Below are 26,338 nucleotides of genomic sequence, written 5' to 3'. Positions count from 1 at the left end.
TCTAGGGTACACGGATGCGCTGCCCGAACTGCAACAGTCTCGATACGCAGGTAAAGGACTCGCGTCCGACCGAGGATTCTTCCGTGATCCGCAGGCGGCGCGTGTGCGTCGCCTGCAATTTCCGCTTCACCACTTTCGAGCGCGTGCAGTTGCGCGAGCTCACGGTGATCAAGCGCAACGGCCGCCGCGTGCCGTTCGACCGCGACAAGCTGATGCGCTCGGTGTCGATCTCTTTGCGCAAGCGGCAGGTCGAGCCGGAGCGGGTCGAGAAGATGGTCTCCACCATCGTCCGCGAGCTCGAGACCGGCGGCGAGGCCGAGATCTCCTCCGAGGTGATCGGCGAGACCGTGATGGAGCATCTGCGCACGCTCGACGACGTCGCCTATGTGCGCTTTGCCTCGGTCTATCGCAATTTCCGCGAGGCCAAGGATTTCGCCGACGTGCTCGGCGAGCTCTCCGGTGAGGAGGAAGCGCGGCTCGCCGCGATCCGCAAATGATCTTCCGGATCCTGGAGGATCAGTTCGCGCAGAAGGCCCGCGAGTCCAAGGACGCCGATCGCCGCTTCATGCAGCTTGCGCTGGCGCTGGGTAAGCGCGGGCAGGGGCGCACCTGGCCCAATCCTGCCGTGGGCGCTGTCATCGTGAAGGACGGGGTCATCATCGGCCGCGGCTGGACACAGCCAGGCGGGCGGCCGCATGGCGAGCCCGAAGCGCTGCGCCGGGCCGGCGAGGCCGCGCGCGGCGCCACGCTTTATGTCACGCTTGAGCCGTGCTCGCATTTCGGCAAGTCGCCGCCTTGCGCAGACGCGGTGATCGCCGCCGGCATCACGCGGGTGGTCGCGGCGATCGAGGATCCCAATCCGGAAGTCGCGGGTCAGGGTCATGCGCGCTTGCGCGCCGCCGGCATCAATGTGGATGTGGGTCTGTGCGCGGCGGAGGCCGCGTTCGACCACGCCGGGCATTTCCGCCGCATCCGTGACAAGCGCCCGCATGTGATCCTGAAGCTCGCGGTCTCGCCTGACGGCAAGATCGGTGCGGCTGGCGGCAAGCCGCTTGCGATCACGGGCGAGGCCGTGCGCAATCGTGTGCATCTGCTCCGCGCCCAGAGCGACGCCATCCTGGTCGGCATCGGCACGGTGCTGGCAGATGATCCGCAGCTGAATTGTCGCCTGCCGGGCATGGAAGCACGTTCTCCCATACGCGTCGTGCTCGACCAGAATCTGCGCATTCCGGCCGCGAGCCAGCTTGGTCGTTCCGCGCGGGAGACGCCGCTCTGGGTGATCGGCTCCGAGCTTGCGGAAGCTGCCGCCGCCACGCGGCTCGGAGCGGCCGGCGCTCAGATCATCCGCGTACCGCCGGGAAACGCTTCCGGGCTTGATCTTTCGGCCGTGCTGCATGTGCTGGCGGAGAAAGGCATCACGCGGCTGATGGTCGAGGGCGGCAGCCGTGTCGCGGCGTCCTTCGTCGCGGCCGACCTCGCCGACGAGATCTGGCTGTTCCGCGGAGCGGAAGAGGTCGGCCCGGGCGGCGTCGATGCGCTCGATGCATTGCCCCTGTCGAAAATCACGCAGTCGCGGGCCTATAAGGTTCATGCTAGCGAGACATTCGGCAAGGATACTCTCACCATCTACGAGCGCTCGTAATGTTCACTGGCATTGTCACCGATATCGGCGAGATCGTCGGCTTCACGCCGACAGCGCAGGGCCAGTTGCACAGGCTGCGCATCGCTTGCCGCTACGATCAGACCACCATCGCCGATGGTGCCTCGATCGCCTGCAGCGGCGTCTGCCTGACGGTCGTTGCTTCCGGCGTCGAAGGCGGCAGAACCTGGTTCGACGTCGATGCCGCCGCCGAGACGCTGGCGCTGACAACTGCAAAGCACTGGAAGGTCGGCACGAGGCTCAATCTCGAGCGTGCGCTCAAGATCGGCGACGAGCTCGGCGGCCATATCGTCGCCGGCCATGCCGATGGTGTCGCCACCCTCGTCAGTCGCGAGGACCTGCCTGATATGGCGCGGTTCGAGCTCGCGACCACGCGGGAGCTCGCGCGATTCATCGCCACCAAGGGCTCGATCACGCTCGACGGCGTGTCCCTGACGGTCAATACGGTGAGAGACGTGACCTTTTCGGTGCTGATCATCCCGCATACGCTGACGGTCACGACGATCGGCGGCTGGAAAGCGGGCGCCGAGGTCAATATCGAGGTCGACCTGATGGCCCGCTATGCAGCGCGGCTGACCGAAATGACGGTTTAAAACTTGGCTTACCCGCTCGCGGCGACTACATAACGCGCCGACCCAAGAGACGACTTAACTAAACGGATTTAGACGATGGCAGACGCGCGGCGCGCACCCCTGAAGGACCAGACCGACATTTCCGGCGCACGCGCGCTGATTGTCGAGGCACGGTTCTATGACGATCTCCAGGATGCGCTTCTGGACGGCGCGGTGACCGAGCTGAAGGCGGCCGGTCTGACGCATGACGTGATCACGGTTCCAGGAGCACTGGAAATCCCGGCGGCGGTCGCCATCGCGATCGATGCCGCGGCGGCGAACGGCAAGCCCTATGACGCGGTGATCGCGCTCGGCTGCGTGATCCGCGGCGATACCATCCATTTCGAGATCGTCTCGCAGGAATCCTCGCGCGCGCTGATGGATCTTGCGGTTTCGCGAAAGCTACCGCTGGGCAACGGCATCCTCACCGTCAACACCGAGGCGCAGGCCTGGGCGCGGGCGCGCGCCAGCGAGCTCAACAAGGGCGGCGATGCCGCGCGCGCCGCGATCGCGATGCTGCGCATCAAGCGCCGCCTGGCGCGGGCCTGAGCGATGGCTGACAACAGCAAAAAACCGCCTGTCGGCACCGAGAAGAAAGCGAACCGGCGCGGTGCGGCGCGGCTCGCGGCCGTGCAGGCGCTGTATCAGATGGACATTGCCGGCGCTGGCATCAACGACATCTTTGCGGAGTTCGAGAGCCACTGGCTCGGCAACGAGGTCGAGGGCGATACTTACCTGCCGGCGGAAGCGGCCTTCTTTCGCGACGTGGTCTCCGGCGTCGTGCGCGACCAGAAGATGCTCGATCCCCTGATCGACGAGGCGCTGTCGAAGGGCTGGCCGCTGAAGCGGATCGAGGCCATCCTGCGCGCGGTACTGCGGGCAGGGGCCTATGAGCTCCAGCATCGCAAGGACGTGCCGGGCCGCGTCGTCGTGTCGGAATATGTCGACGTCGCGAACGCCTTCGTCGACCGCGAGGAGACCGGCATGGTCAACGCCGTGCTCGACCAGATCGGTCGCCAGTTCCGCGGCGACGAGTTCGGGCGGGGCTAATTGAGACGATGACTTCCGCCGTAGCCGTCATCCTGAGGTGCCGGAGCGAAGCGGAGGCCTCGAAGGACGACGGCGTGCCGCTGAGGTGCTGCTCGGCCGTGCATCCTTCGAGGCTCGCAAGGGCTCGCACCTCAGGATGACGGGTCTGCTATCGTGACGCAGAACGACGATCAGGGCTCCGCCGAAGACTCCCTCATCGCGCGCTATTTCAAGCCGCTGGCGACTGACCCCGGCGCGTTCGGGCTGGTCGACGATGCCGCGGTCCTGTCCTCGTCCGGCGACGACATCGTCGTCACCACCGACGCCGTCGTCGAGGGCGTGCATTATCTGACCACTGATCCACCGGGCACCATCGCCCGCAAGGCACTGCGGGTGAACCTGTCGGATCTCGCCGCCAAAGGCGCGGTGCCCGCCGGCTTCGTGCTGACGCTGGCGCTGCGCAGCAAGGAGGATGCCTGGCTCAGGCCGTTCGCCGATGCGCTCGGCGAGGACAGCAGGACTTTCGCGTGCCCGCTGCTTGGCGGCGACACGGTGTCGACGCCGGGGCCGCAGATGATCTCGATCACCGCCTTCGGCCGCGTGCCGAAGGGACGGATGGTCGGCCGTACCGGCGCGCGGCCGGGCGACAGCATCCTGGTGACGGGAACGATCGGAGACGCCGCGCTCGGCCTCGACGTGCTCACAGGCGGCGCCGCGGCCGGGGCGCTCGCGTCCGAACCGCAGGCGAAGGAGATGCTGGTCTCGCGCTATCGCGTGCCGCAGCCGCGCAATGTGCTGGCGCAGGCCGTGAGGGACCACGCGACGGCCGCGATGGATGTCTCCGACGGCCTGGCCGGCGATCTGACGAAACTCTGTGCGGCATCCGGCGTCTCGGCCACGGTTGACGTCGCGAACGTGCCGCTCTCGGCTGCTGCGGCTGGCCTGATCGCGGGCAACGTCGTTTGCGTTGAGACGCTGCTCGCCGGGGGCGACGATTACGAGGTGCTGTGCACCGTGCCGCCGGGGCAAAGCGATGCGCTGATTGCCGCGGGGCAGGCGGCGGGTGTGGCTGTCACGGCGATCGGTACGATCGTCGCGGGCCATGAGCGGCCGCGCTTTTTGGACGGGCGAGGCCAGGAACTGGCCTTGAGGCGCCTGTCTTACAGCCACTTCTGAATTCAAATCCGCCCGAACCCCGATCTGTCCCGGCCTTTCCCGGTCGCCGGTTGGCGCAACCCTGGCGACAGCAAGCGGCTGTATCAGCGCCATAGCCACCAAAGCAGCCAATGGACGTGATTCGATGACGGCGGCCGTTTCGAGTTTGAGCGAGGCGCGAACTGTTCCCTTGAGGGAGTGCGGAAGCTGCACGCTCTGTTGCAAGGTCTACAACGTGGTCGAGCTCGGCAAGGCCGCTGGCAAATGGTGCTCGCATTGCAAGCCCGGCCGGGGTTGCACGATCCACGACAATCTGCCGGACGAGTGCGCCGCGTTCAATTGTCTCTGGAAAACCATGCCGTCGATGTCCATGCAATGGAAGCCGGATCAGTCGAAGATGGTGCTCACCTTGCATCCCGGGACTAACAACATTCATGTCGTGGTCGATCCCGGCCTGCCATCGGCCTGGACCCGGGAGCCTTATCACGGCCAGTTGCGCGGGTTGTCGAAGGCCAACATGGCGAAAGGCCATCTTGTCGTGGTGTTGGTCAATGAGCAGGGGACGCTCATCCTGCCCGACCAGGATGTGCCGCTCGGCATCCTCAAGCCCGAGCAGGCCGTTTCGGTGACGCTGGAGGCTGGCCCCAATGGCGGCGTCTACGACGTCAAGATCTTCAACCGGCGTACAACAGCCGACGGGCAGACCTTGGAACTGGCGGCAGCGTCTCGCCATCCCGTGAGGTCGGCCGCATAGGCGTGGCCGCGGCCAAGCCTCGCCGGTTTCGGAGAGGCGCCTCGCGGAGTTGCGTCAAGCCGTCGGTCAAACGCACCAGAATTGGCCTAAATACCTGCCGAGATCGGCTTTTTCGACCTTATCCGGCGTTGCACCCTCAATTTGATTTTGGCAAGCTTGTGACCGACCAGGGCCACACCTTCGTGCGAGGGGCGGCCCTGTTCAACATAAGGGCGCCCACCGCATGACGGAAAAACAAAAGGCGCCGGGGGTACGTACATCAAGGATCTGAGGCAAAAATCACATGACAGCATTATGGTTGATAGTGCTCTGCGGAGTGCTTTCTATCGTCTACGCGATCTGGGCGACGTCTTCGGTGTTGAGTGCGGATGCGGGGTCACCGCGCATGCAGGAAATTGCAGGCGCAGTCGCTGAAGGCGCACAGGCATATCTGCGGCGCCAGTATACGACGATCGGTATCGTCGGCATCGTCATCTTCGTCCTGCTCGTCTATTTCCTTGGTCTCTACGTCGGCATCGGCTTCTTGATCGGCGCCATCCTGTCGGGGGCGGCCGGCTTCATCGGCATGAACGTCTCGGTTCGCGCCAATGTGCGCACCGCCCAGGCAGCGACCACGTCGCTTGCCGGCGGCCTCGAGCTCGCCTTCAAGGCAGGCGCCATCACGGGCATGCTGGTGGCGGGTCTCGCGCTGCTCGGCGTGACCCTCTATTTCGGCTTCCTGGTGCACTCGCTGAAACTCGCGCCCGATAGCCGTCTCGTGGTCGACGCCCTGGTGGCGCTCGGCTTCGGTGCCTCGCTGATCTCGATCTTCGCCCGTCTCGGCGGCGGCATCTTCACCAAGGGTGCGGACGTCGGCGGCGACCTCGTCGGCAAGGTCGAGGCCGGCATCCCCGAGGACGATCCGCGCAACCCGGCCACCATTGCCGACAACGTTGGTGACAACGTGGGCGACTGCGCCGGCATGGCTGCCGACCTGTTCGAGACCTATGCGGTGACTGCGGTCGCCACCATGGTGCTCGCGGCGATCTTCTTCGCCAAGACGCCGATCCTCATGAACATGATGACGCTGCCGCTCGCCATCGGCGGCATCTGCATCATCACCTCGATCATCGGCACCTTCTTCGTGAAGCTCGGGCCGAGCCAGTCGATCATGGGCGCGCTCTACAAGGGCCTGATCGCAACCGGCATCCTGTCGCTGATCGGAATCGCTGGCGTGATCTACTATCTGATCGGCTTCGGCAAGCTCGACGGCGTCGACTACACCGGCATGTCGCTGTTCCAATGCGGCATCGTCGGCCTCGTCGTCACCGCGCTGATCATCTGGATCACCGAATACTACACCGGCACCGACTATCGGCCGGTGAAGTCGATCGCCCAGGCGTCGGTGACCGGTCACGGCACCAACGTGATCCAGGGTCTCGCCGTCTCGATGGAAGCGACCGCGCTGCCCGCGATCGTCATCATCGCCGGCATCCTGGTCACCTACAGCCTGGCCGGCCTGTTCGGCATCGCGATCGCGACGGCCACCATGCTGGCGCTGGCCGGCATGGTCGTCGCGCTCGACGCCTTCGGCCCGGTCACCGACAACGCCGGCGGCATCGCCGAGATGGCGGGCCTGCCGAAGGAGGTGCGCAAATCGACCGACGCGCTCGATGCGGTCGGCAACACCACCAAGGCGGTGACGAAGGGCTACGCGATCGGTTCCGCCGGTCTCGGTGCCCTCGTGCTGTTCGCGGCCTACAACCAGGACCTCAAGTTCTTCGTTGCGGACTCCGCGCACCATCCGTACTTCGCCGGCGTCAATCCGGACTTCTCGCTCAACAACCCCTACGTGGTTGTCGGCCTGCTGTTCGGCGGCCTCTTGCCGTATCTGTTCGGCGCGATGGGCATGACTGCGGTCGGTCGCGCGGCAAGCGCGATCGTCGAGGAGGTGCGCCGGCAGTTCCGCGAAAAGCCGGGCATCATGCAGGGCACCGACAAGCCGGATTACGGCAAGGCGGTCGACCTGCTGACCAAGGCGGCGATCAAGGAGATGATCATCCCCTCGCTGCTGCCGGTGCTGTCGCCGATCTTCGTCTACTTCGTCATCTATGCGATCGCGGGTGGCGGCCCGGCCGGCAAGTCGGCTGCGTTCTCCGCGGTGGGCGCGATGTTGCTCGGCGTGATCGTGACGGGCCTGTTCGTCGCGATCTCCATGACCTCGGGCGGCGGCGCCTGGGACAACGCCAAGAAGTACATCGAGGACGGTCACTTCGGCGGCAAGGGCAGTGATGCCCACAAGTCGGCCGTCACCGGCGACACCGTCGGCGATCCCTACAAGGATACGGCGGGACCGGCGGTGAACCCGATGATCAAGATCACGAACATCGTGGCCTTGCTGCTGCTGGCGATCCTCGCGCACTGAACGGCGTAAGCGACACACGACAAAACCCCGCGGCGCGAGCCGCGGGGTTTTTGTTTGACGGGCTGGAGGCTCTCACCACGTCATTGCGAGGGTAGCCACACCCAAGCTGTCATCGCCCGAGAAGGCGGGCGATCCAGTATTCCAGAGACAGCACCGTTATGCGGAGAAGCCGCGGCGTACTGGATTCCCCGCCTTCGCGGGGAACGACAGCAGTGCGTGCAGCCGCTACCCCCCGCGCCAACGTCTCACGCGAACGCCTACTGCACGTCCATCTGCAGGCCTTCCTTCTGGATGATGCCGGCGAACTTCTTCGTCTCGGCATCCACGAAGTCGGCGAACTGCTGCGGCGAGCCGTAATCGGCGCGGGCGCCCATGGCGGAGATGTTTTTCTTGATGTCGTCGCGCTCCAGCATCGCCTTGACCTGAAGATTGAGCGCTTCCAGCACGGTGGGCTGCACACCCTTCGGCAGGAACACCGAGAACCACGACGACACGTCGAAATTGGCCAGCTCCGGCGCGCTCTCGCGCATGGTCGGCAGGTTCGGCGCGAGGTCGCTGCGGTCGGTCGTGGTGACGCAGAGGCCGGTGAGGGTGCCGTTCTGCACCTGCGGCAGGCTCGGATAGAGATTGTCGAACAGGATCTGGATGTCGCCGGCCAGCGCGGCCTGGAGCGCGGGGCCCGCGCCACGGAACGGGATATGCGTCATCTTCAGTCCGGTGAGCTGGAGGAACCAGGCGCCGGTGAGGTGAGGGCTTTGGCCGACGCCGGACGAGGCGTAGCTGAGCTTGTCCGGGTTGGTCTTCAGATACGCGATCAGCTCGGCGACCGACTTGATGCCGGTCTTCGGATGCGCCGAGACGATGTTCGGGATCCGGATCATGTTGGAGACCGGCTGGAGCTGGTCCGGCTTGTAGGTGAGATTCTTGAAGATGCTGTAGGCGATCGCGTTCGGCCCGGGGTTGCCGATCAGGATGGTCTGGCCGTCAGGCTTGGCGCGGACGGCCTCGGCCGTGCCGATCGTACCGCCGCCGCCGGAGCGGTTCTCCACGACCGCCGACTGGCCCCAGGCGGTTTGCAGATGCGCGGCCAGGAGCCGGCCCATGACGTCGGTCGAGCCGCCGGCCGCAGCCGGCACGATGATGCGGACGTTTTCGGTGGGTTTCCAGTCCGCCAGACTCGATCGCGGCAGGATCGCGGCGGCCGAGAGGCCGGCAGCACCGGCGAGCACGCGACGGCGGGACAACAAAGTCCTTTGAAGTTTCTTGGGCACGAATCCACTCCCTGCTTCTTGTTTTGCAGGGAGCGTATGGAACCGGGCGGGCAACGGCAAGTCGCACGCGACGGCAAGTGCCGCGCGGAGGGCAGCACGAGGCCGCAGGCTGAAGACTCAGTTAAAGCTGAGCAGCTTGAACAGTGGCGTGAGGTAGTTCATCTCCTGACCCGACGTCGCCGTGGTCCGGCTGATGAAGTCGAAGATTTTGCCGTCCTGAAGGCCGTAATTCGCCAGCCGGCGCACGCGCCGGTTCTTGTCGAAATAGACCGCGATGACGCGCTGGTCGACCACCCTCTGGTTCATGAAGGCGACCATCCGCTCCGAGCGCTGTGAGATGTAGTAAAACACCTCACCGTCGAGGGTTGCGACCGTGGAGGGCGTGCCCATCACGATCAGCACCTGGTCCTGGCTTGCGCCGATCGGAATTTGCTCCAGCGCGCCGGGTGGCAGGATGTAACCCTTCTGGAATTGCTCGCCGGTGCAGCCGGCAAGGGCGGCGCCGACCAGGGCGACGGCCGCGAGCATGCGCAAACCGCGCCAGCGTGCATGAAGGCCGCGCGGCTTGTTGGCGCGCAGGCTGGTCTGGTTCGTTATCGTCATAGTGGAACTGATTCCGTCCCCTTGCGTCGCGCGAGGCGCTGAAGTACCGGGCGGAGACTGCAATTGCAACACGCACACGCCCGCTTGCGGAACCCACAATGGTTTGGCCGTTCAATCACTTCAGGAAACCCCGGCAAGCCCCGCGCGGCACCATTGAAGCCATCTATGGCATGATCGTGACGCAGGCGCGAGAACCCATATTTTACCGCGACTTGGGCGTGCCCGATACGGTTAACGGGCGTTTCGACCTGCTGCTGCTGCATCTCTGGCTGCTGCTGCGACGCCTGCGCACGGTCCAGAGCGCCAGCCAAGGCGCCACGGAGCTGTCACAGGCGCTGTTCGACCGCTTCTGCGAGGACATGGACGACAATCTTCGCGAGATGGGGATAGGCGACCAGACCGTGCCGAAGCGGATGCGGGCCTTCGGCGAGGCGTTTTACGGCCGCGTCCAGGCCTATGACCAGGCCATCGATGGTGGCGGCGAGGCGCTGGCGGCCGCCATCTGCAAGAATATCCTGAATGGGACCGGTATGGACCAGGCACGGCAGCTCGCGGCCTACGCCCGGGCCACCGAGGCCGATCTCGGCCGGACAGACGAGGCCACGTTGCTGTGCGCCTCCTTCAAGTATCCCCCAGCGCTCACTGAGGACATCACGCGATGAGCCGACCGAACGCCGAATCCAGACCCGATCCCTGGCGGTCTCCCGTCATCGTCGCGCAGATCCCCGACACCGGCCTGCACCGCAAGCTCGAGGCATCGGTCGCCGAGCGGCAGGCCATCGCCGAGGTCGGCGGCTTGCGGGAGGTGCTCTCCGCCCAGGCTGCTTTCGACGTCGTGCCCAAGAGCGGCGGCCGGATCCAGGTAACGGGGCACGTCCGCGCCCGGATCGGCCAGATCTGCGTCGTCACCCTCGATCCGATCGAGAGCGAGATCGAGGAGGACGTCGATCTGGTGTTCGCCCCCGAAGCCGAGGTTCGGAAGATGGCCGACCTGATCGAGGAGGGGCAGGACGACGCGGAGCCGCCGGAAGTGATCGATCCGCCGGAGGCGATCGTCAATGGAATCATCGACCTTGGCCGGATCGCGACCGACGCGCTGTTCCTGGCGGTCGATCCCTATCCGCGCAAGCCGGGTGTCGTGTTCGAGGCCGAGGTCACCGCGCTTGACCCCGAGGACCATCCGTTCGCGGCGCTGAAGGCGCTCCAGGACAAGAAGAAAGGCAAATAGCTGGGCATTCCCGGGGAGGATGGCTTCGCGAGGTGCGTAAGCCGCCTGTCCGAATGGTTTGACAGGTGCCCATATCTGTTTGATTTTAATATGCTTATTGTGAATTTTCGCCGCCGCCCGCGGATCGCCCCGAATGCAAAAGGCTGGGGGCAAGAGGTTGTTTCGGGATAACAAAACGCTATTGTCGCGCCCCGGTCCGGGCGCGGCGTGGCGCTAGGCCGGTCGCCAGGTCCATGGCGAATTCATTTGCGGCCCCGCTCGTTCAAGACCGCACCAGACCAGGTTTCCAGGACTTTTATGCCAAGCAAGGTTCGCATCGCGCTTGACGCCATGGGGGGCGACGTCGGCGCCGCCGTGGTCATTCCAGGCGCCGCCATCTCGCTTCACAGGCATCGCGAGATCGAATTCCTGCTGGTCGGGGACCGCGCCAAGATCGAGCCCGAGCTCGAGAAGCATCCCGCCCTCAAGGCCGCTTCGAAGATCATCCATACCGACGTCGCCGTCAGCATGCATGACAAGCCGAGCCAGGCGCTGCGGCGCGGCCGCAAGACCTCCTCGATGTGGCTCGCCATCGACGCGGTGAAGAAGGGCGAGGCGGATGTCGTGATCTCCGCCGGGAATACCGGCGCGCTGATGGCGATGTCGCGCTTCCACCTGCGCACGCTGCCGGGCATCGACCGCCCGGCGATTGCCGGGGTATGGCCGACCAAGCGCGGCGAATCGGTCGTGCTCGACCTCGGTGCCACCATCGGCGGCGACGCACACCATCTGGTCTCGCTTGCCGTCATGGGCGCCGCGATGGCGAGCGTGCTGTTCAACAAGCCCCGGCCCACGGTCGGCCTGCTCAATATCGGGACCGAGGAGATCAAGGGGCACGAGGAGATCCGCGAGGCCGGGGACAGGCTGCGTGCGGTGAACCTGCCGGAACTCGATTATCTCGGCTTTGTCGAGGGCGACGGCATCGGCAAGGGGCTGGCCGACGTCATCGTCACCGAAGGCTTCAGCGGCAATATCGCCCTCAAGGCCGCCGAGGGAACCGCACGGCAGATGGCGGAATTACTTCGCAATGAAATGCAGCGGAGCTGGCTGTCCAAGCTCGGCTATCTTCTGGCGCGCAGCGCCTTCCAGGCCCTGCGCGACAAGATGGATCCCAACAAGTCCAATGGCGGCGTGTTCCTTGGATTGAAGGGGATCGTGGTCAAGAGCCATGGCGGAATCAGCGCCGAAGGCTTTGCCTATGCGATCGATGTTGGCTATGAGATGGCTCACTACGATCTCCTGAACAAGATCAATCAGATGCTCAACCGCGAGGGTGGTGCACTTAGTTCCGTGCAGACCGCGCCGGAGGATGTTTCGTGACTCAAATTCGTTCGGTCGTGCTGGGCTGCGGCTCTTATCTGCCGGAGCAGGTGGTGACCAACGCCCAGCTGGCGGCCCGCATCGACACGTCCGACGAGTGGATCGTGCAGCGCACCGGCATTCGCGAGCGGCATATCGCGGCCGAGGGCGAGTTCACCTCGCATCTGGCGATCAAGGCGGCGCAGGCTGCGCTCAGCGACGCCGGCGTGGACGCGCAGTCGATCGAGCTGATCGTGCTGGCGACCTCGACGCCTGACAACACCTTCCCCGCAACCGCGGTCGCGGTGCAGCACGCGCTCGGCATCAACCATGGCGCGGCGTTCGATCTCCAGGCGGTGTGCTCGGGCTTCGTGTTCGCGCTCGCCACCGCCGACAATTTCCTGCGCACCGGCGCCTTCAAGCGCGCGCTGGTGATCGGCGCCGAGACCTTCTCGCGCATCCTCGACTGGAACGATCGCGGTACCTGCGTGCTGTTCGGCGACGGTGCCGGCGCGGTGGTGCTGGAGGCACAGGAGCAGCCGGGCAATGCCGCGACCGACCGCGGCGTCGTGACCACTCACCTGCGCTCCGACGGCCGCCACAAGGCAAAGCTGTTCGTCGACGGCGGTCCGTCCTCGACCCAGACCGTCGGCCATCTGCGCATGGAGGGCCGCGAGGTCTTCAAGCACGCGGTCGGCATGATCACCGACGTGATCGTCGACGCCTTCGAGACCACCGGGCTCAATGCCGACAGCATCGACTGGTTCGTGCCGCATCAGGCCAACAAGCGAATCATCGACGCCTCCGCCCACAAGCTGCACATCGCGCCGGAGAAGGTGGTGCTGACGGTGGACCGCCACGGCAACACCTCGGCGGCCTCGATCCCGCTGGCGCTGTCGGTGGCGCGCAAGGACGGCCGCATCAAGCGCGGCGACATGGTTTTGCTGGAGGCGATGGGCGGCGGGTTCACCTGGGGCTCCGCGCTGGTGCGCTGGTAGAGCCAATCGATAGAATTTTGCCGGAATTAGCCGCGATTATCGATGCGCCTGCATTGATGAGCGCTGTTGACCGGCGTATCGTAACCTCATAATTTCAGACAACAATTGTTCGCCGTGATGTGGGGCAGGGCGATGACCGACCAAAGCAAAACCGTAACGCGTGTTGATCTCTGCGAGGCCGTCTACCAGAAGGTGGGCCTGTCGCGCACGGAATCGTCTGCGTTCGTGGAACTCGTCCTGAAGGAGATCACCGACTGCCTCGAGAAGGGCGAGACGGTGAAATTGTCCTCTTTCGGCTCCTTCATGGTCCGCAAGAAGGGTCAGCGTATCGGCCGTAACCCGAAGACCGGCACCGAGGTGCCGATCTCGCCGCGCCGCGTCATGGTGTTCAAGCCGTCGGCGATCCTGAAGCAGCGGATCAACACCCAGCATCGCGGCAATGGCGACGCCAGCAAGGCTCAACCCGAGGCGTAACCGCCTGCTCGAAGGATTTGGCATTTGGACAAGGCGCCGGATGCGTTCCGAACCATCAGCGAAGTAGCGCAGGAACTCGACATTCCGCAGCACGTGCTGCGGTTCTGGGAGACCCGATTCTCCCAGATCAAGCCGATGAAGCGCAGCGGCGGCCGCCGCTACTACCGCCCCGACGACGTCGACCTGCTCAAGGGCATCCGCCGCCTGCTCTACGGGGAGGGCTACACCATCCGCGGGGTGCAGCGCATCCTCAAGGAGCACGGCGTCAAGTCGGTGCAGGGCCTCGCCGACGGCGCGGCCGCGGTCTCGTTCGGGGCCATCGAGGATGCCATCGGCGCGAGCCTGATGGAGCCCGACGACGACGACGAGGCGCCCATCAAGGGCGTCACGGATGCTGATGAAGACGACTACCAGGGCGATGAGGAGGAAGGCATCGACTTCCGTTTCACGGAGGTCGACGACGAGGACATCCTCACCACCTTCCGCAAGGGCGGCACCCCCGCCGCACCTGCCGGGCCCAGCGCGCTGGACCGGGAGCGGCTCGGACGGGTGCTCGCCGACCTCGTCGCGTGCCGGGAGATGCTGGATCAGGCGCTGAAGGACGGCTAGGGCGCTTTTCGCGAGCTTTGCCGGCAGTTCCGGGAGCTGTGGGCGCGAGCGCCAAAATGCTGCGACCTCGCCTTGCGCAAAGCGGCGATCCTAGCTAATGGAACGACGTTCGGAGCGTGGCGCAGCCCGGTTAGCGCACTAGTCTGGGAGACTAGGGGTCGGAGGTTCAAATCCTCTCGCTCCGACCAATGAAATCAAAGACTTAGCCGGCAATCTGGAGAATGGCTATAAAATTTGTAGCCGCTTTGTAGCCAGCGACTGCTGGTACCGGCAATAGTGGGAGAAATTCTCCCACTATTCTCTTTGACCCTGTCTCGCTGCAGATCCTCCCAAATCTCTTTTCGACGCTTGATGTGTAGCGCCTTCTCGGCCGGAGATAATTCTGAGCGCCAGGTTCTCGTCGATCAGCACGCGTAGAACGGCGTGTTTTTTGGTAACAGTTTGTTACAAATCGATTGTACGTACGGTTTGTGCCGCATTTGTTCTAATCTCATTTGATATCAATTTGCCTCCACCGCCAACCATAGGGGGCAACCGATGGCGAACATCAGGGTTAGGGAGGCAGCCGAATATCTCGGCGTCTCGAAATCCTTTCTCGACAAAGCGCGCTGCTACGGGACCAACGGTCCCGCGTTTATGCGGTTCGGCAAGGCAGTCGTTTATTCAACCGAGGCGCTTGATGAGTGGGCGCGGTCCTGCACCGTAGCCAACGACAATTCAAAGAGCGGCACCCAAGCCGCCTAACGCTCGATCGGCCCTTTAGCCGAGAGCACCCGCGCCAGTGGCGCAACCCCTTAGAGGGGACTTCACATTGCGAAAATTAGCAATCCGAACCCGCCTACCGGGCTCGACGACGCTCGCGCGTTTTGACCTCGAACTAAATGACCACCTCAAACTCTACAACCTCGCTCCGCGGCAGCGCCCAGGTGAGAGGTCCTGGACCGTTGCGCCCAATGCCTTCAGCGAGCGAACTGCCGCTTTTGGCGAGCAGTTCAACCGCGCGATTTCTGATCTTGCCCTTGCGAAACTCTTGGAGCTTCCGACCGATGCAAACCGCAGCTAAGACTTCCACTGACCCCACCGAGGCCATCGTACATCTGCGCCGCGGCCTAATCGCGCAGGGATACCGAGTCGTTCCCTGCAGTGGGAAGAAGGCCTGTGGCCTGGGCTGGTCAAACTCAAAGTGGTCAGCAGAGCAGATGGAGGGCCTGGCGCGGTTGTACCCGCACGGTCATAACACCGGCGTTCTTACTGGCTCTGTCGTCGCTATAGACGTCGATACGCCAGACCAAGCAACATCAGATGCCATTCTTGCAATGGTCGCGAAACTTCCGGGTCTCGCAGCCGCGCCGTATCGCATCGGGAAAGCACCAAAGCGCTGTTATGTATTCCGCAGCGACAGTCCGCGCGGAAAGGTAGCAACCGGCGCGTATTTGATCGACGGCCAAAAATGCCAGGTCGAGGTGCTGGGCGCCGGGCAACAATTCGTGGCCTACGGCACACATCCCGAAACCGGCCGCAATTACGAGTGGTTCAACGGTTCGCCGGCCGAAACGCCGTTCGTCGAGCTTCCTGAGATCCACGTCGATGACATTGACGCGATGCTCGCCAGCGCCGAGGCGTACCTTTCGGGACACGGGACGCTCATAAAGCACGGCAGTAAAGCCCCAGCCAATGACAATGAGAAGCCGGTGCACGCATGGTCTGACCATCCGTGGTCGGCACTCAACCAGCGTGCCTATGACTATCTTGACACTTGGGTGCCCCAGCTGGGTCTTGAAGAGCTGAAGCGATATCACGCCGGCTACCACGCGGTTGCGAGTTTCCGTCCGTCGAATAGTTCGACGGCAAAGAAACGTGGGCGCGCTCTAAATATCCAGCCGGAGGGCATCTGCGATTATGCGGATAACAACCGCGGATATTCGCCCATCGATCTGGTTGGAGTGTGTCGAAGGCTGCAATCGCACGAAGCGGTGGATTGGTTGAGGGAGCGCGTTGGCGAGCCAGACGACGGCACGCACGCGGTTAGCCCTGACGCGCTGCTGAAGAAAAGGGATGCCGGGAATGTTGGTGTAGACGATGACGAGGACACCGGGGACGCGTTCCCCGGCATCATGTCGTCAGGGGAGTTCGTGCGCGGGTTTGTTCCGCCGGATTATTTGATAGACGGCATTATTCAATCTGGATTCCTCTATTCGATTACAGGGCAGACCGGCGCCGGCAAGACGGCCGTAGCTCTACTGATGACTTCGTGTATCGCACGAGGTGAGCCGTTATCCGGGCAAGGTGTTAAGCGTGGTCGGGTTCTGTATTTCGCGGGCGAAAACCCGGATGACGTACGGATGCGCTGGATTGGATTGTGCCACGAGTCAGGTCTGAATCCAGACGACGTTGATGTCCACTTTATTGAGGGCGTGTTTTCGATCCCGGAGTTCGCCGAACGCATCGAGCAGGACGTCATCGCCCTTGGCGGTGTTGATACGATATTCGTCGACACCACGGCAGCCTACTTCCCCGGCACCGACGAGAATAGCAACGTGGAAATGGGGGCCTACGCGCGACTTCTTCGCTCCCTGACGCGTATGGAGTGCAGACCCGCCGTCATCGCAGCGAGCCACCCTATTAAGAATGCAAGCGAAGGCAACCTTCTGCCGCGTGGCGGCGGGGCGTTCCTGAATGAGGTGGACGGCAATCTCGCTCTAGCAAAGAAGGGCGAGCGCACATCCGAACTTCATTGGCAGGGCAAATTCCGAGGCCCCGAATTTGCTCGTATCACGTTCGACCTTCCCGAGATCCGCGTTCCGACCCTTGTGGATAGTCGTGGCAGGCAGATTCCCACCGTCATGGCGAGAACTGTAAGTGACGGCGAGCTTTCCGCGCGAGCGGCTGCTGCCATGAAAGAGGACCAGGAGATGCTTATTGCTATTCGCGCCAATGGCAAACGCAGCCTGCGCGACTTGGCGGAATTCCTGAAGTGGGGCGATGACGACGCAGCCAAGCGCAAGGCACAGACCGTGACGGACCGTCTCAAGAAGGCGCAGATGATACAGTATGACCTTGGTGTTTGGTCACTTACCAAAAAGGGCGAGCAAGCAGCCCCCGAAGCCGCGCGCGTACTGCACGCTGAGAACGCGGCACGGCAGAGCGCTGCGAACGTCGTTTCGTCAGGCCGGCGGAAGCATACGTCGGCCGTACCTGCCCGCGGGCGCTACGGTACGGACTAATAAAAAAATTATATAAAACAATAGTTTGTGTGCGTACGCCGTGCAGGACGCGCAAACATAAAACCAAATACTATGACGGGGTGTGTGTTTTACACACCCCGTCATTGGGAGAAAATCTATTCGTACGTACCCTCTATTTCTCTGGGGGGCACGCTGTACGGTACGACGTGCCATAGGGCAGAGGTCACCTCGATCCCTCCCGCCGTCCACTCAGGGACCTGGCGCCCCAAGGCGGACTTTCACGCGTGCAGAACCAAAACCCAAACACGGGGAAGTGTGCAGCCGGCAGCCGGCCACGCCAAGACCGCTGAAGCGGCAAAAAACGAAACCCTTCAAGGGTGCACAACACGTGTATAAACCAGCAAACGACAACGGCCCCATTCAGGTCGCCGACTTCACCGACCTTGCAGCCGCCGTGCATGGCTAGAATCCGCACCGGCTACCCCCGCAACCCACCGCGCTCAGTCGCCCTCTTTGCGGGACAGTATGCGCCTCGGATGGCGGAAAAGTTGCTGCGGAAGCGCAGGGCTATGACAAGGCGGGGGTAGGGGCCATCTCGATCTCTCCACCGTGGGCCTCAACTTCCGGCCGCACAGTCGCACGTTAAATCCCGCAGGTTTTTAAATTGTTTTCCCCCTGAGTGCAGCCGGAAACCGGCCACGCCAAAAGCCCGACAGGTGCCAGACCGTCACGTTACGAGACAATCCATGCATCGCACCCCAATCGAGTCCCGCCTAGCGCCGGAAGGCGCTCTGATTTGCGCCTACTGCAAGATTACGCCAGACCATCTAAGCCAGAACCGGCAAACGACAACCTGCCTAGCGGCTATAGCGCCGACCTGCGCCTGGAGGTGCGCCCGTCGCCCGATGAACTGCTGAGGCTGGCCCTTCAGGACGCCATCGTTGCGCGCCCGTAAGGGCCTGTCAGCCTGGCCGATATCGACCGGGCAACCGGGCAGCGTATCCGCTTCAAGGATGGCCGTATTGATCAATGGCTCGGCGGAGACGGGCGTTGGCACTCTGCGGAGCCACACTACCGACATGAGCGTGGCAAACGCCCCCGCTCTGAGGTCGACATGCAGGAGGATGCCGCCCGCCACCTGGCACTACCCGCCACAGGCCAGCTTCCGAGCGCCGCCTACAAAGGCACTGGGAGGCCCTGCAGCTATATCGCGCTCTTGCAGCGGCTCGGCGTGAGCGGGTTCTACAGCTTCGACGAGGCGTGGGCTAACGCCGGCTTATACCCAGCGTGTCGGGTGACGCGCCACATGGTCGGCATCGCCAGCGGTGTGCAGTTCATGGCCGGAAGGGTTCGCCGGAACGCCTGTGCCTCAGAGGCGTGTTTCGTCGGCCCTGAAGACGCCATTCTCGCCGGCCTTGATGCCCCCGTGTTGCGGCTGCGCTTGGCGATCACTGCGATGTGTTGGAGCGCTCGCTGGACGGCGACACCGCACGTGAGATCGCCGTGGCGAATGGTTGGGGCAATGGCAAGGCGGGCGAGCGACGGGCGGTCACGGCACAGGACAACGCGCTAGCGGCGTTGGCCACGCTGGAGAAAAGGCTCGCGGCTTAGCAAATGAAACCATGCTCTAGCCTCATTTGAGACTGGAATCGCCGATCAATATCCTCCGCGCTATAACGGCGGAGGCGGCGAGACGTGGCGAACGAGCGGCGACGCAATGTCTATGCTGCACAGATATTGGTCGACGGTAGCCCCGTGCGGTGCAAGGTTCGCCACCTCACGGAATCCTCTGCGATAGTCCAAATCGATAATGCGCCTTTCGTGCCCGAGGCTTTTGGCCTGCGCGTTCCAAGTGCTGGCCTAGATATTGATTGCTCGGTTGTATGGCGTGATGGGCGCCGTCTCGCTGTGAAGTTTCTGAACTAGCGGCCTGCTTTTTTTGTGGACACGCGTCCCCGCCCGGGGGTGGGACCGTATTGACATGTAGGGATGCTGATCCCGACGTGACGTGCAAACTGGAGCCGATTTCGGCTGGCGTCCTTAATCCGGCTTGGCGTCAGCTGCATGCGGCCTAATAACCGCCGATCATAGTCGAGCTTCAAGAGGTATCGATCTCGGCAAATCCCGCTTGCTCGGCGAGTTTTTAGTGCGCGCGCCCCTAACGCCAATACGAACAATCTAGCCGCGCGCCGCAGGATTGAGGCGGCTATGTGCCGTCGACCAATCCCGCTTAGGACCTGAAGCGCGTGGACCGGGGAGGGGTTGTATCAATCCCTCCCATCGTCGCCGACAACGACCGGGCCAATCCAAAAATTCGCGCATCTGCAATTCAGAACATGAGGTATCTGAGGTTGCATTATCTAGTAACGCACCTGACGAGAGGTCCACGCCGTGTGAAAGTGTGCGGAGATCAGCGCTCCCGCTCCGTAGTCGAAGAAGAGATCCTTCTGAAGCCACTCGCAATCGACCCGATCGACCCGGAGCCGTCTCCTTGGATCTCCGCGCGGAGGACATCGGCGCGTTGTTTGGGGGGCGCCGAGGAGATGATACCGGCTGCCGCGAGCGGCCGCGGCTTGGATCCGGCTAATTTCGTGGAGACGGAGGACTTTCTCGTCGCCCTCGGCTTGAATACTCGTGACCTAATGAAATTGTGAAAGTCCCACCCTTCCTAAGCTTGAGCGTGTGGTCGCAGTTACACAGAGAACACGTACAAAACGCCTAATTCGGCATGTGTCTTGAAGTACGCTTGCATTTTCCCAACAAAAGAACGGTTCGTCCGCAATTTTTTCCGAAGTACTGACGGAATTTCCTTACCAGCGCTCTCCAGCTCGACGCTTTCAAGGCTCTTTACTGCTTGAGGATCGCTTGCAAGGAGTTCACCAATGCGCCGTCGGCCGGACGGCTTCGGATAGCCTCCCGTTCCCGGCAGTGGGGCCCAAGCCGGTGCGGCGCCGTTGGCACGTTCGAGCCTACCCTATCCTGACGCTCCATGGTCGCAGGAGCGCTCCCCCCGAACTATCCGGTTCACCCGGCCGGTAAGAGTTCGATCACGAGCGCACAAGGCACAAGGTCCGGGCCTTCCATGACCACGACATCGTCATCATCGACCTTAACGCCCCTCTTTGACGTGGGTGGATTGCGAGGAGCTGAAGCGGATCGCGTCGCGGCTAAGAGGAACCGCTCGAATTTCAAAAGCTGAGCCAGGCCGGTTTTTAGGTATGGGCTTCAGGACCGCGAGTCGTTCCAGTCGAACCCCGGACGTTCGTCCATTCGCATTTAAGCGGGCGAACAATGCCCGTGGTTTGGCACCATTCAGTCCTGACGTCGTTAGGCTAGCATGGAAGAACGATCGACCGACACTACCGGCACTAGGAACGGCGAAAAGCTGGAACAGCTCCGACGGCACATCCGCATATTGGTCGATATCGGGCGTCTTTCGGCAGAGAGCATCGAGATAGATCGTTTTTTGGACAAGGCCGTCGTTCAGATCGCCCGGGCTGTAGAGATAGATCACGTAAAGGTCCTTCGATATCGTCCCGAGACTTCCGATCTCCTGCTAGTGGCAGGTATCGGCTGGAAAGAGGGTGCCGTCCGCAGCGCTGCATTCTCCGTTGACCTGCGCTCGCCGCCGGGGCGAGCTTTCCAAACAGCGGAGCCGGTCACCATCGTAGATTTTAGCGAACAAGATGGATACGTTAGGTCCGAGTTTTTAAAGCAGCACGGCATTGTCTCGCTGAGCAACGTGCCTGTGCTGATCCGAGGTGCGGCATGGGGCGTGTTAGAGGTCGATAGCACCACGCTGCGAGATTTCAGCGAAGATACTACGGAATTCTTGAGCGCTGCAGCCACCCTGATGGGCACTGTGTTGAGTCACAACACAGGACCCATTGAACGAGAGCGCCTGCTGGCTGCTGTAGCGGAAGCTCATAAACGCGAAATTCTGCTCCGCGAGATGCAGCATCGCGTCAAAAACAATTTTCAGATCATTCTATCCTCTATTTCAATTCAGAAAAATCGTACCGACAGCGCGGAGGTTCATCGGGCGCTGAATCACGTTGCGAGCAGGATCAGTGCGATCTCGCTTGCACATGACCAGCTTGCGCCTCGTCAAGACGGCCAGATCGTCAGACTTTCGCACTACATTCGAGCGCTTTGTAGCGCGATCAGGCAGCAGGTCGAGGAAGTTGAGCTCGATGTCGAGTGCGATGAGCTGGAAATGAATATCGACAGGGCCTTATCGGTCGGCTTGATCCTGAATGAGACCGCTACGAACAGCATAAAGCATGCCTTCGGCACGGGCGGCGGCAGAATCACTGTGAGCTTGGTAGGAGGCGTCGGATACGGCGAAGCCCGTTTGACGATTTCCGACAATGGCCGAGGCATGCAGAACGCTTACAGCAATGGATCTGGACTCAAGCTGAGCGCGTCCCTCGCTAGACAAATCGGAGGAACCATCGAAAGCGCGAGTGACAGCCGTGGTACTGTCACAACGCTTACCTTTCCACTTATGAGCTGATGGGCCAGTGCTCAGATGACCACACGCTTTCGGGGATCATCCGACAGCGGTACGCAACAAATTGCGGGCGCCGGCGCGCTCGGCCGCTGTCTCGGTGGGGCGCTGGACTCGGCGCGCACGGCGCCGGAATCCTCGCCGCCGACCAGCAGATAACCCGCCCTCGCTGCGAGTACTGCTATTGCCAATAGTGTCAACGTGGACTTCCGCGCACTCCGTTTCACAGCGCCTCCAATCCCTTTGACGACAAAGGGTTGCGTCACCGGTCCCCATTCTGAAATTAGAACCAAGGACCTGTTTCGGAGTTGTGGATTCCCAAATCCAAAGGGAGCGGACAGATGGCCGTTGTCAACGTGAAGCCGACAGATGCCGACGTGCGGATCGAGCCCACAGCGCGGGGTTCGCTGTGCCGGATGTTATTCATCTCGAACGTCGCATCTCCGCAGTTGTTCGTCGCGCGGTTGTTCGGGTGAGTCCGGCATCGGCGCACGGAATCTTCCGGCGATGGTCCTGGTGCCCGCGCGACCCGTTGCTAAGAGGCAGAAAGACCCCATTCAGGTCACCTCCTCGAGTCGGGAAAAATTGGAACTTCTCAGGTCGGGATATGTTGTGCCGGTCCACTACTGGAGGACGATATGAATAAAAAGTTTGTTCTGTTGCTGGCGGCTGCTTCGTTTCTGGCCAGTCCGTCGTTTGCGCAAAATCCCCCGGCAACCGATCGGCCGAACAACAACGCGGTTAACAGCTCCGGCCAGAATAATTCTAACAAGCCGGTAGCAGGTGCCAACAGCTTCACCGAAGGCCAGGCCAAATCGAAGATCGAGGAAGCGGGCTACACCAACGTCATGTCCCTGAAGAAGGACGATAACGGCGTGTGGCGCGGGAAGGCCAGCAAGGGCGGCGCCTCTACCAACGTCAGCCTGGATTTCCAAGGCAACGTGAACGCGGCCAAGTGACCGAGCGCGCAGCAACGAACCCAAGAAGGATTCGATATGACCGTTACGATTTCACGTCTCTATGACAACTATTCCGACGCGCAACGCGCAGTGACGAGCCTGGAGGCGGCCGGTGTGCCGCATTCGGATTTGAGCATCGTCGCCAACAACTCGGACAACTGGTACAGCACCGACAAGAAGGTCGATCGCGACCGCGATGGAGTCGACGATCGCGCCGAAGGTGCGGCTACGGGAGCCGGCCTCGGCGCGGGCCTCGGCGGCGCCGCAGGCTTGCTCGCAGGCCTTGGGCTGTTGGCGATCCCGGGCTTGGGCCCGGTCGTCGCGGCGGGGTGGCTCGCGTCGACTGCACTGGGCGCCGCTGCAGGGGGTGCCACGGGCGGTGTCGTCGGTGCGCTGACGCAGGCCGGGGTTTCCGACGAGGAAGCGCCCCTCTATGCCGAAGGCGTAAGGCGCGGCGGCACTCTGGTATCGGCCCGCGTCCCCGATGGTGATCGCGCGCGGTACGAAGCGATCCTGAACCAATCCGCTGTCAATCTGCGCGACCGCAGCGCGGCCTGGCAGAAGGCGGGGTGGAAGAATTACGATCCGTCCGCCCAGCCTTACGGTGCGGACGAGGTGCGCAGGGAGCGCCAACTCTACGGCACCGGCGTACGGTAAGTCAGTCGGCGGCCCGCCCAGGCGGGTCGCCTTTTTTGTTGCGCGCGACATCCCAGATCTAGGAGCCGAACATGAGCCGCGGAATGCCATCGATGACCGCCCTCTTGGGTATGCTCGCCCTCGCCGGCTACCAAAATCGGGACAAGTTGGCGGACATGTTCCGCAACGCTACCTCCGGTCAGCCGGCGAGCAGCGGCAAGGATTCCCTGAGCGGCATGCTCGGCAATCTTGGTGGCCTGATCGGTGGCGGTGGCGTGGGATCGCTGCTGAACGGCGGGATCGGCGAGTTGCTGGAGCACTTCAAGCAGAACGGCCAAGGTGACGCCGCTCAATCTTGGATCAATCAGGGGCCGAACCGGGAGGTCACCCCTCCCGAACTCGAGCAGGCTATCGGTCCGGACGTTCTGCAACAACTGGAGCAGCAGACCGGCCTGTCGCGGCAGGAGATCCTCGGCCGATTGTCCCGCGAGCTTCCGGCAGCCGTGGACAAATATACGCCCGACGGACGACTTCCCGCACGGTCGGCTGGATAACGGCATCACAAGCGTTGGAAGAGAGATGGGCATCATTTGGACGATCATCATCGGCTTCGTCGCAGGTGTCATCGCTAAATTGATCATGCCCGGCGACAACGAGCCGGCGGGTTTTATCTTGACCACGATCCTTGGAATCATTGGGGCGTTCGTAGGGACTTATCTTGGTCAGGCTCTAGGCTGGTACCGGCCCGGTGAAGGGGCGGGGCTGGTGGGCGCAGTCGTCGGCGCCATCATCGTGTTGTTCGTCTACGGGCTGGTAGCCGGCAGAAGTCGCCGGGCTATCTAGCCACAGAAAAGGCGATCGGCAAGATTAGATGGATGCTCGTTCTCTTGGAGGCATGACACCGGTCAACACCGACTTGGTCTTCGACAAGTTCGCCGATGCCTTGCCGCAGAGGAACAGATACGAAAGCACCACACCACGCTTTCGAGGCATGGGACGGTCGAGGCCGCTCTGTCGTGGCTCTCCCCCGGAACGAACGGAGTGATCCGGAGGGAATTCGAACCCCGCCTGGAACGTACTTCGCGTTGCCGCCTTTTTCCCATCAAGGTTTGGCGGAGGCGACCGTATGAGCAGATCGGGAAATCCAGTAACGCGAGCGGTCGCGGTTTCTTTGGCCTTCGCGATATCGACGTCGACGACATCTGCCCAACCTGTGAGATGGACCACCTATACGATCCCGGCGACCGGCACTTCTGTCGATTTTCCCGCCTCGATCTTCACCGAGGACGCCGGCAGACCGGATGGTGAGGGACAGCGCTTCAGGACCGCAGACGGCCGAGCCGACCTCACGATCCAAGCCGCGCCCAACCTCTCCAACGACTCGCCGGCCGTCTTTCTCGCCAAGAAGAATCCGCCTTCGCGCATCCAGTACAAGCGCGTGACGTCGCGCTTCTTCGCGGTATCGAGCTACAAGGGCGACAAGGTTTTCTACGACAGGTGCAACTTTTCGGGTCGTATGGTTCACTGCGTCCTGATCAATTATCCCGCCAGCGAAGAGCGCGATTGGGACGGGATCGTCACGCGCATTAGCCTGTCGCTCCGGGGCAGATAGATGTTTGAAAAAGCGGCGGTCATTGTATTCAGGCGAACTGCCTGCCGCCCTTGTCAGTCGGGCGGACACTCAGGACACGTTTCGCCGATCGAATCCAGGACGCTTCGGACTTCGGTGACAGCTTCGTCCGGGGAGACCTCGTCCGGCGGATTCTGGCGGGCATGATCGAGAGCGCGTTCGCGCGCGTGCGGGTCGGCTCGGTCCTTCGCCCAGCCGTGCTCTTCGCATTCGTGGATAGCGCCGGCCTCCTGCAGCACGTCGATCGCCCAGCATCGCAGCGTCCGGCTCCGCGGCCTTTCTTTCGTCATCGGCATCAAACAGCTCCTACCAAGACGAATCCTTCCGACCGCTTGCGCGTTCCTGGCGATTAGCACGGGGCAGGGATTCAAAAATGCCGAGGCTCTGGCTTGTCCCCCCGTTCCGCGGATCTGTGAAGAACCCTAAGGGGTCGTCGCGGCATCTTCCTTCACGCCGCGTGCGACGATGCGCAGCGCCCCGTCCGGAAGAGACCGATGCAGCTTCAGGGCTTCGTCCGTAGGCGCGGTGATCCAGGTCTCGAGCTCTTCCGGGGTCGTCAGGATTACCGGCATTGCCTTGGGGTGGATGGTGCCGACCTCGGCGTTCGGCCCTGTAGTCAGGAACGCGTAGAGGTCGTTCGTGGTCTCGCCCTCCTTGACCTTCCGGACCGACGTCCAATTGGTCCAGATGCCGGCGAAACACGCAAGCGGGCGTGTCTCGTCGAGCGCGAACCAGATGTCGCCCCCTTCGGCCTTGTTGAACTCGCTGAACGAATTGAACGGGACCACGCAGCGATTCTCCGGACCCAGCCACCGCGTCCAATGTTTGCTCTTCACGTTGCGGATGTTGGTTGTGCCGCCGTCGGGTTCCATTCGCAGCAATTCCTTGAAATCGACTTCCTTGCCCTTGGCCTGTAGCTTCGCGGCGCGCTTTTTCGTGGCATCCATCAGCGCCTTCGATGACGACGGCATGCCCCAGCGCGCGGTCGCGAGCTCGCGGCCATCGATGCCGTTCCGGACGATCGGCGCTTTGTAGTCAGGAAAGACCCCAGGCATCGGTGCCAGGTTGCCGACGTATCGGTTGACCACGCGGAACAGCGCGCTGATGGCGGCTTGATTGGTGGTGATCGAGTAAAGATTGCAGATGTGGACGGCCCCCCACTTGTCAGGATTGTAGCAGACTTTTGGCCAGATCGCTTGCTATCAGATGTCCGGCCTCACATGATGGTTCCTCTGTCAATGGCTTTCTGCCAACGGCGATCCGAGGTGAGCTCTCTTGCTGCAG

27 protein-coding genes and 1 tRNA gene are annotated in these 26,338 nt (G+C 62.6%); 24 read left to right on the top strand and 4 right to left on the bottom strand.

The window, feature by feature from the left end:
* The first annotated feature begins 14 nt into the window (after positions 1-14).
* The 8 genes from nrdR to AC5ZFO_RS39260 all read left to right on the top strand — a co-directional run bounded on the left by nrdR (position 15) and on the right by AC5ZFO_RS39260 (position 7,613).
* Positions 15-497: a transcriptional regulator NrdR gene (nrdR, locus tag AC5ZFO_RS39295; protein WP_007603426.1), complete on the top strand. Its 483-nt coding sequence runs from the start codon at positions 15-17 to the stop codon at positions 495-497.
* The gene (ribD, locus tag AC5ZFO_RS39290) at positions 494-1,642 is read left to right on the top strand and encodes a bifunctional diaminohydroxyphosphoribosylaminopyrimidine deaminase/5-amino-6-(5-phosphoribosylamino)uracil reductase RibD (protein ID WP_282525124.1); all 1,149 of its coding nucleotides are present in this window, start codon (positions 494-496) and stop codon (positions 1,640-1,642) included. The genes nrdR and ribD overlap by 4 nt, the downstream gene beginning before the upstream one ends.
* A complete protein-coding gene (locus AC5ZFO_RS39285; protein WP_282525125.1) occupies positions 1,642-2,253 on the top strand; it encodes a riboflavin synthase in 612 nt (203 codons plus the stop codon). Before ribD ends, AC5ZFO_RS39285 begins: the two co-directional genes overlap by 1 nt.
* Positions 2,254-2,328: 75 nt before the next feature.
* Positions 2,329-2,820 (top strand): 6,7-dimethyl-8-ribityllumazine synthase, encoded by a 492-nt coding sequence (ribH, locus tag AC5ZFO_RS39280; RefSeq protein WP_282525126.1) that lies wholly within the window; start codon positions 2,329-2,331, stop codon positions 2,818-2,820.
* Positions 2,821-2,823: 3 nt separating this feature from the next.
* Positions 2,824-3,321 (top strand): transcription antitermination factor NusB, encoded by a 498-nt coding sequence (nusB, locus tag AC5ZFO_RS39275; protein ID WP_282525127.1) that lies wholly within the window; start codon positions 2,824-2,826, stop codon positions 3,319-3,321.
* A gap of 153 nt (positions 3,322-3,474) precedes the next feature.
* A complete protein-coding gene (thiL, locus tag AC5ZFO_RS39270) occupies positions 3,475-4,476 on the top strand; it encodes a thiamine-phosphate kinase (protein WP_282525128.1) in 1,002 nt (333 codons plus the stop codon).
* A 124-nt stretch (positions 4,477-4,600) separates the two neighbouring features.
* Positions 4,601-5,209 (top strand): hypothetical protein, encoded by a 609-nt coding sequence (locus AC5ZFO_RS39265; RefSeq protein WP_282525129.1) that lies wholly within the window; start codon positions 4,601-4,603, stop codon positions 5,207-5,209.
* Positions 5,210-5,492: 283 nt separating this feature from the next.
* Positions 5,493-7,613: a sodium-translocating pyrophosphatase gene (locus AC5ZFO_RS39260; RefSeq protein WP_282525130.1), complete on the top strand. Its 2,121-nt coding sequence runs from the start codon at positions 5,493-5,495 to the stop codon at positions 7,611-7,613.
* A 257-nt stretch (positions 7,614-7,870) separates the two neighbouring features.
* On the opposite strand, the gene AC5ZFO_RS39255 is transcribed toward AC5ZFO_RS39260, so the two are convergent.
* Both AC5ZFO_RS39255 and AC5ZFO_RS39250 read right to left on the bottom strand, forming a co-directional pair.
* Complete coding sequence (locus AC5ZFO_RS39255) at positions 7,871-8,884, bottom strand: Bug family tripartite tricarboxylate transporter substrate binding protein (RefSeq protein ID WP_496123530.1); 1,014 nt, start codon at positions 8,882-8,884, stop codon at positions 7,871-7,873.
* A gap of 117 nt (positions 8,885-9,001) precedes the next feature.
* Positions 9,002-9,487: an outer membrane protein assembly factor BamE gene (locus AC5ZFO_RS39250; protein ID WP_063982860.1), complete on the bottom strand. Its 486-nt coding sequence runs from the start codon at positions 9,485-9,487 to the stop codon at positions 9,002-9,004.
* Between the two features lie 98 nt (positions 9,488-9,585).
* Between AC5ZFO_RS39250 and AC5ZFO_RS39245 the strand changes: the two genes are divergently transcribed.
* The 16 genes from AC5ZFO_RS39245 to AC5ZFO_RS39170 all read left to right on the top strand — a co-directional run bounded on the left by AC5ZFO_RS39245 (position 9,586) and on the right by AC5ZFO_RS39170 (position 25,036).
* The gene (locus AC5ZFO_RS39245; protein ID WP_282525132.1) at positions 9,586-10,149 is read left to right on the top strand and encodes a ubiquinol-cytochrome C chaperone family protein; all 564 of its coding nucleotides are present in this window, start codon (positions 9,586-9,588) and stop codon (positions 10,147-10,149) included.
* A complete protein-coding gene (locus tag AC5ZFO_RS39240; protein ID WP_282525133.1) occupies positions 10,146-10,715 on the top strand; it encodes a YceD family protein in 570 nt (189 codons plus the stop codon). The genes AC5ZFO_RS39245 and AC5ZFO_RS39240 overlap by 4 nt, the downstream gene beginning before the upstream one ends.
* A gap of 297 nt (positions 10,716-11,012) precedes the next feature.
* Positions 11,013-12,074: a phosphate acyltransferase PlsX gene (gene plsX / locus AC5ZFO_RS39235; protein WP_282525134.1), complete on the top strand. Its 1,062-nt coding sequence runs from the start codon at positions 11,013-11,015 to the stop codon at positions 12,072-12,074.
* Positions 12,071-13,051, top strand: coding sequence for a beta-ketoacyl-ACP synthase III (locus AC5ZFO_RS39230; protein ID WP_282525135.1), 981 nt, complete (start codon positions 12,071-12,073; stop codon positions 13,049-13,051). Before plsX ends, AC5ZFO_RS39230 begins: the two co-directional genes overlap by 4 nt.
* Before the next feature lie 132 nt (positions 13,052-13,183).
* On the top strand, positions 13,184-13,525 hold the full coding sequence (locus tag AC5ZFO_RS39225) for an integration host factor subunit alpha (protein WP_028152484.1): 342 nt from the start codon (positions 13,184-13,186) through the stop codon (positions 13,523-13,525).
* A gap of 24 nt (positions 13,526-13,549) precedes the next feature.
* On the top strand, positions 13,550-14,134 hold the full coding sequence (locus tag AC5ZFO_RS39220) for a MerR family transcriptional regulator (RefSeq protein WP_282525136.1): 585 nt from the start codon (positions 13,550-13,552) through the stop codon (positions 14,132-14,134).
* Positions 14,135-14,244: 110 nt separating this feature from the next.
* Positions 14,245-14,322: transfer RNA gene (locus AC5ZFO_RS39215), tRNA-Pro, on the top strand.
* 349 nt (positions 14,323-14,671) lie between these two features.
* Positions 14,672-14,878 (top strand): helix-turn-helix transcriptional regulator, encoded by a 207-nt coding sequence (locus tag AC5ZFO_RS39210; protein WP_354114333.1) that lies wholly within the window; start codon positions 14,672-14,674, stop codon positions 14,876-14,878.
* A gap of 302 nt (positions 14,879-15,180) precedes the next feature.
* Positions 15,181-17,358, top strand: a complete 2,178-nt coding sequence (locus tag AC5ZFO_RS39205; RefSeq protein WP_496123529.1) for an AAA family ATPase — start codon at positions 15,181-15,183, stop codon at positions 17,356-17,358.
* 3,298 nt (positions 17,359-20,656) lie between these two features.
* Positions 20,657-21,835 (top strand): sensor histidine kinase, encoded by a 1,179-nt coding sequence (locus AC5ZFO_RS39200; RefSeq protein ID WP_496123528.1) that lies wholly within the window; start codon positions 20,657-20,659, stop codon positions 21,833-21,835.
* Between the two features lie 335 nt (positions 21,836-22,170).
* Positions 22,171-22,305, top strand: a complete 135-nt coding sequence (locus AC5ZFO_RS39195) for a hypothetical protein (protein WP_496123527.1) — start codon at positions 22,171-22,173, stop codon at positions 22,303-22,305.
* Between the two features lie 162 nt (positions 22,306-22,467).
* A complete protein-coding gene (locus AC5ZFO_RS39190; RefSeq protein ID WP_496123526.1) occupies positions 22,468-22,788 on the top strand; it encodes a hypothetical protein in 321 nt (106 codons plus the stop codon).
* A gap of 36 nt (positions 22,789-22,824) precedes the next feature.
* Positions 22,825-23,445, top strand: coding sequence for a hypothetical protein (locus AC5ZFO_RS39185; RefSeq protein ID WP_496123525.1), 621 nt, complete (start codon positions 22,825-22,827; stop codon positions 23,443-23,445).
* 71 nt (positions 23,446-23,516) lie between these two features.
* Entirely contained in the window at positions 23,517-23,978 is a 462-nt protein-coding gene (locus tag AC5ZFO_RS39180) for a YidB family protein (protein WP_496123524.1), read from the top strand.
* A 25-nt stretch (positions 23,979-24,003) separates the two neighbouring features.
* Positions 24,004-24,267: a GlsB/YeaQ/YmgE family stress response membrane protein gene (locus tag AC5ZFO_RS39175; RefSeq protein ID WP_496123523.1), complete on the top strand. Its 264-nt coding sequence runs from the start codon at positions 24,004-24,006 to the stop codon at positions 24,265-24,267.
* A 283-nt stretch (positions 24,268-24,550) separates the two neighbouring features.
* A complete protein-coding gene (locus AC5ZFO_RS39170; protein ID WP_496123522.1) occupies positions 24,551-25,036 on the top strand; it encodes a hypothetical protein in 486 nt (161 codons plus the stop codon).
* A 53-nt stretch (positions 25,037-25,089) separates the two neighbouring features.
* Here AC5ZFO_RS39170 and AC5ZFO_RS39165 read toward each other — a convergent pair whose 3' ends face one another.
* Positions 25,090-25,350 carry a hypothetical protein gene (locus AC5ZFO_RS39165; RefSeq protein WP_496123521.1) on the bottom strand — a complete coding sequence of 87 codons (261 nt, stop codon included), beginning with the start codon at positions 25,348-25,350 and terminating at the stop codon, positions 25,090-25,092.
* 126 nt (positions 25,351-25,476) lie between these two features.
* Positions 25,477-26,199, bottom strand: a complete 723-nt coding sequence (locus tag AC5ZFO_RS39160; protein ID WP_496123533.1) for an SOS response-associated peptidase — start codon at positions 26,197-26,199, stop codon at positions 25,477-25,479.
* Between the last annotated feature and the right edge of the window lie 139 nt (positions 26,200-26,338).

It is taken from the genome of Bradyrhizobium sp. Unk1 (assembly GCF_059512345.1).
The sequence above is the reverse complement of the archived record's forward strand: the minus strand, read 5'-3'. Positions and strand labels throughout refer to the sequence as shown.

What these genes read in the sequence shown, in the direction of transcription:
- nrdR (WP_007603426.1), top strand. Translation starts at nt 15, where the DNA reads ATGCGCTGCCCGAACTGCAACAGTCTCGATACGCAGGTAAAGGACTCG.
- ribD (WP_282525124.1), top strand. Translation starts at nt 494, where the DNA reads ATGATCTTCCGGATCCTGGAGGATCAGTTCGCGCAGAAGGCCCGCGAG.
- AC5ZFO_RS39285 (WP_282525125.1), top strand. Translation starts at nt 1,642, where the DNA reads ATGTTCACTGGCATTGTCACCGATATCGGCGAGATCGTCGGCTTCACG.
- ribH (WP_282525126.1), top strand. Translation starts at nt 2,329, where the DNA reads ATGGCAGACGCGCGGCGCGCACCCCTGAAGGACCAGACCGACATTTCC.
- nusB (WP_282525127.1), top strand. Translation starts at nt 2,824, where the DNA reads ATGGCTGACAACAGCAAAAAACCGCCTGTCGGCACCGAGAAGAAAGCG.
- AC5ZFO_RS39265 (WP_282525129.1), top strand. Translation starts at nt 4,601, where the DNA reads ATGACGGCGGCCGTTTCGAGTTTGAGCGAGGCGCGAACTGTTCCCTTG.
- AC5ZFO_RS39260 (WP_282525130.1), top strand. Translation starts at nt 5,493, where the DNA reads ATGACAGCATTATGGTTGATAGTGCTCTGCGGAGTGCTTTCTATCGTC.
- AC5ZFO_RS39250 (WP_063982860.1), bottom strand. Translation starts at nt 9,487, where the DNA reads ATGACGATAACGAACCAGACCAGCCTGCGCGCCAACAAGCCGCGCGGC.
- AC5ZFO_RS39245 (WP_282525132.1), top strand. Translation starts at nt 9,586, where the DNA reads ATGGTTTGGCCGTTCAATCACTTCAGGAAACCCCGGCAAGCCCCGCGC.
- AC5ZFO_RS39240 (WP_282525133.1), top strand. Translation starts at nt 10,146, where the DNA reads ATGAGCCGACCGAACGCCGAATCCAGACCCGATCCCTGGCGGTCTCCC.
- plsX (WP_282525134.1), top strand. Translation starts at nt 11,013, where the DNA reads ATGCCAAGCAAGGTTCGCATCGCGCTTGACGCCATGGGGGGCGACGTC.
- AC5ZFO_RS39225 (WP_028152484.1), top strand. Translation starts at nt 13,184, where the DNA reads ATGACCGACCAAAGCAAAACCGTAACGCGTGTTGATCTCTGCGAGGCC.
- AC5ZFO_RS39210 (WP_354114333.1), top strand. Translation starts at nt 14,672, where the DNA reads ATGGCGAACATCAGGGTTAGGGAGGCAGCCGAATATCTCGGCGTCTCG.
- AC5ZFO_RS39205 (WP_496123529.1), top strand. Translation starts at nt 15,181, where the DNA reads ATGCAAACCGCAGCTAAGACTTCCACTGACCCCACCGAGGCCATCGTA.
- AC5ZFO_RS39200 (WP_496123528.1), top strand. Translation starts at nt 20,657, where the DNA reads ATGGAAGAACGATCGACCGACACTACCGGCACTAGGAACGGCGAAAAG.
- AC5ZFO_RS39195 (WP_496123527.1), top strand. Translation starts at nt 22,171, where the DNA reads ATGGCCGTTGTCAACGTGAAGCCGACAGATGCCGACGTGCGGATCGAG.
- AC5ZFO_RS39190 (WP_496123526.1), top strand. Translation starts at nt 22,468, where the DNA reads ATGAATAAAAAGTTTGTTCTGTTGCTGGCGGCTGCTTCGTTTCTGGCC.
- AC5ZFO_RS39185 (WP_496123525.1), top strand. Translation starts at nt 22,825, where the DNA reads ATGACCGTTACGATTTCACGTCTCTATGACAACTATTCCGACGCGCAA.
- AC5ZFO_RS39180 (WP_496123524.1), top strand. Translation starts at nt 23,517, where the DNA reads ATGAGCCGCGGAATGCCATCGATGACCGCCCTCTTGGGTATGCTCGCC.
- AC5ZFO_RS39175 (WP_496123523.1), top strand. Translation starts at nt 24,004, where the DNA reads ATGGGCATCATTTGGACGATCATCATCGGCTTCGTCGCAGGTGTCATC.
- AC5ZFO_RS39170 (WP_496123522.1), top strand. Translation starts at nt 24,551, where the DNA reads ATGAGCAGATCGGGAAATCCAGTAACGCGAGCGGTCGCGGTTTCTTTG.
- AC5ZFO_RS39165 (WP_496123521.1), bottom strand. Translation starts at nt 25,350, where the DNA reads ATGCCGATGACGAAAGAAAGGCCGCGGAGCCGGACGCTGCGATGCTGG.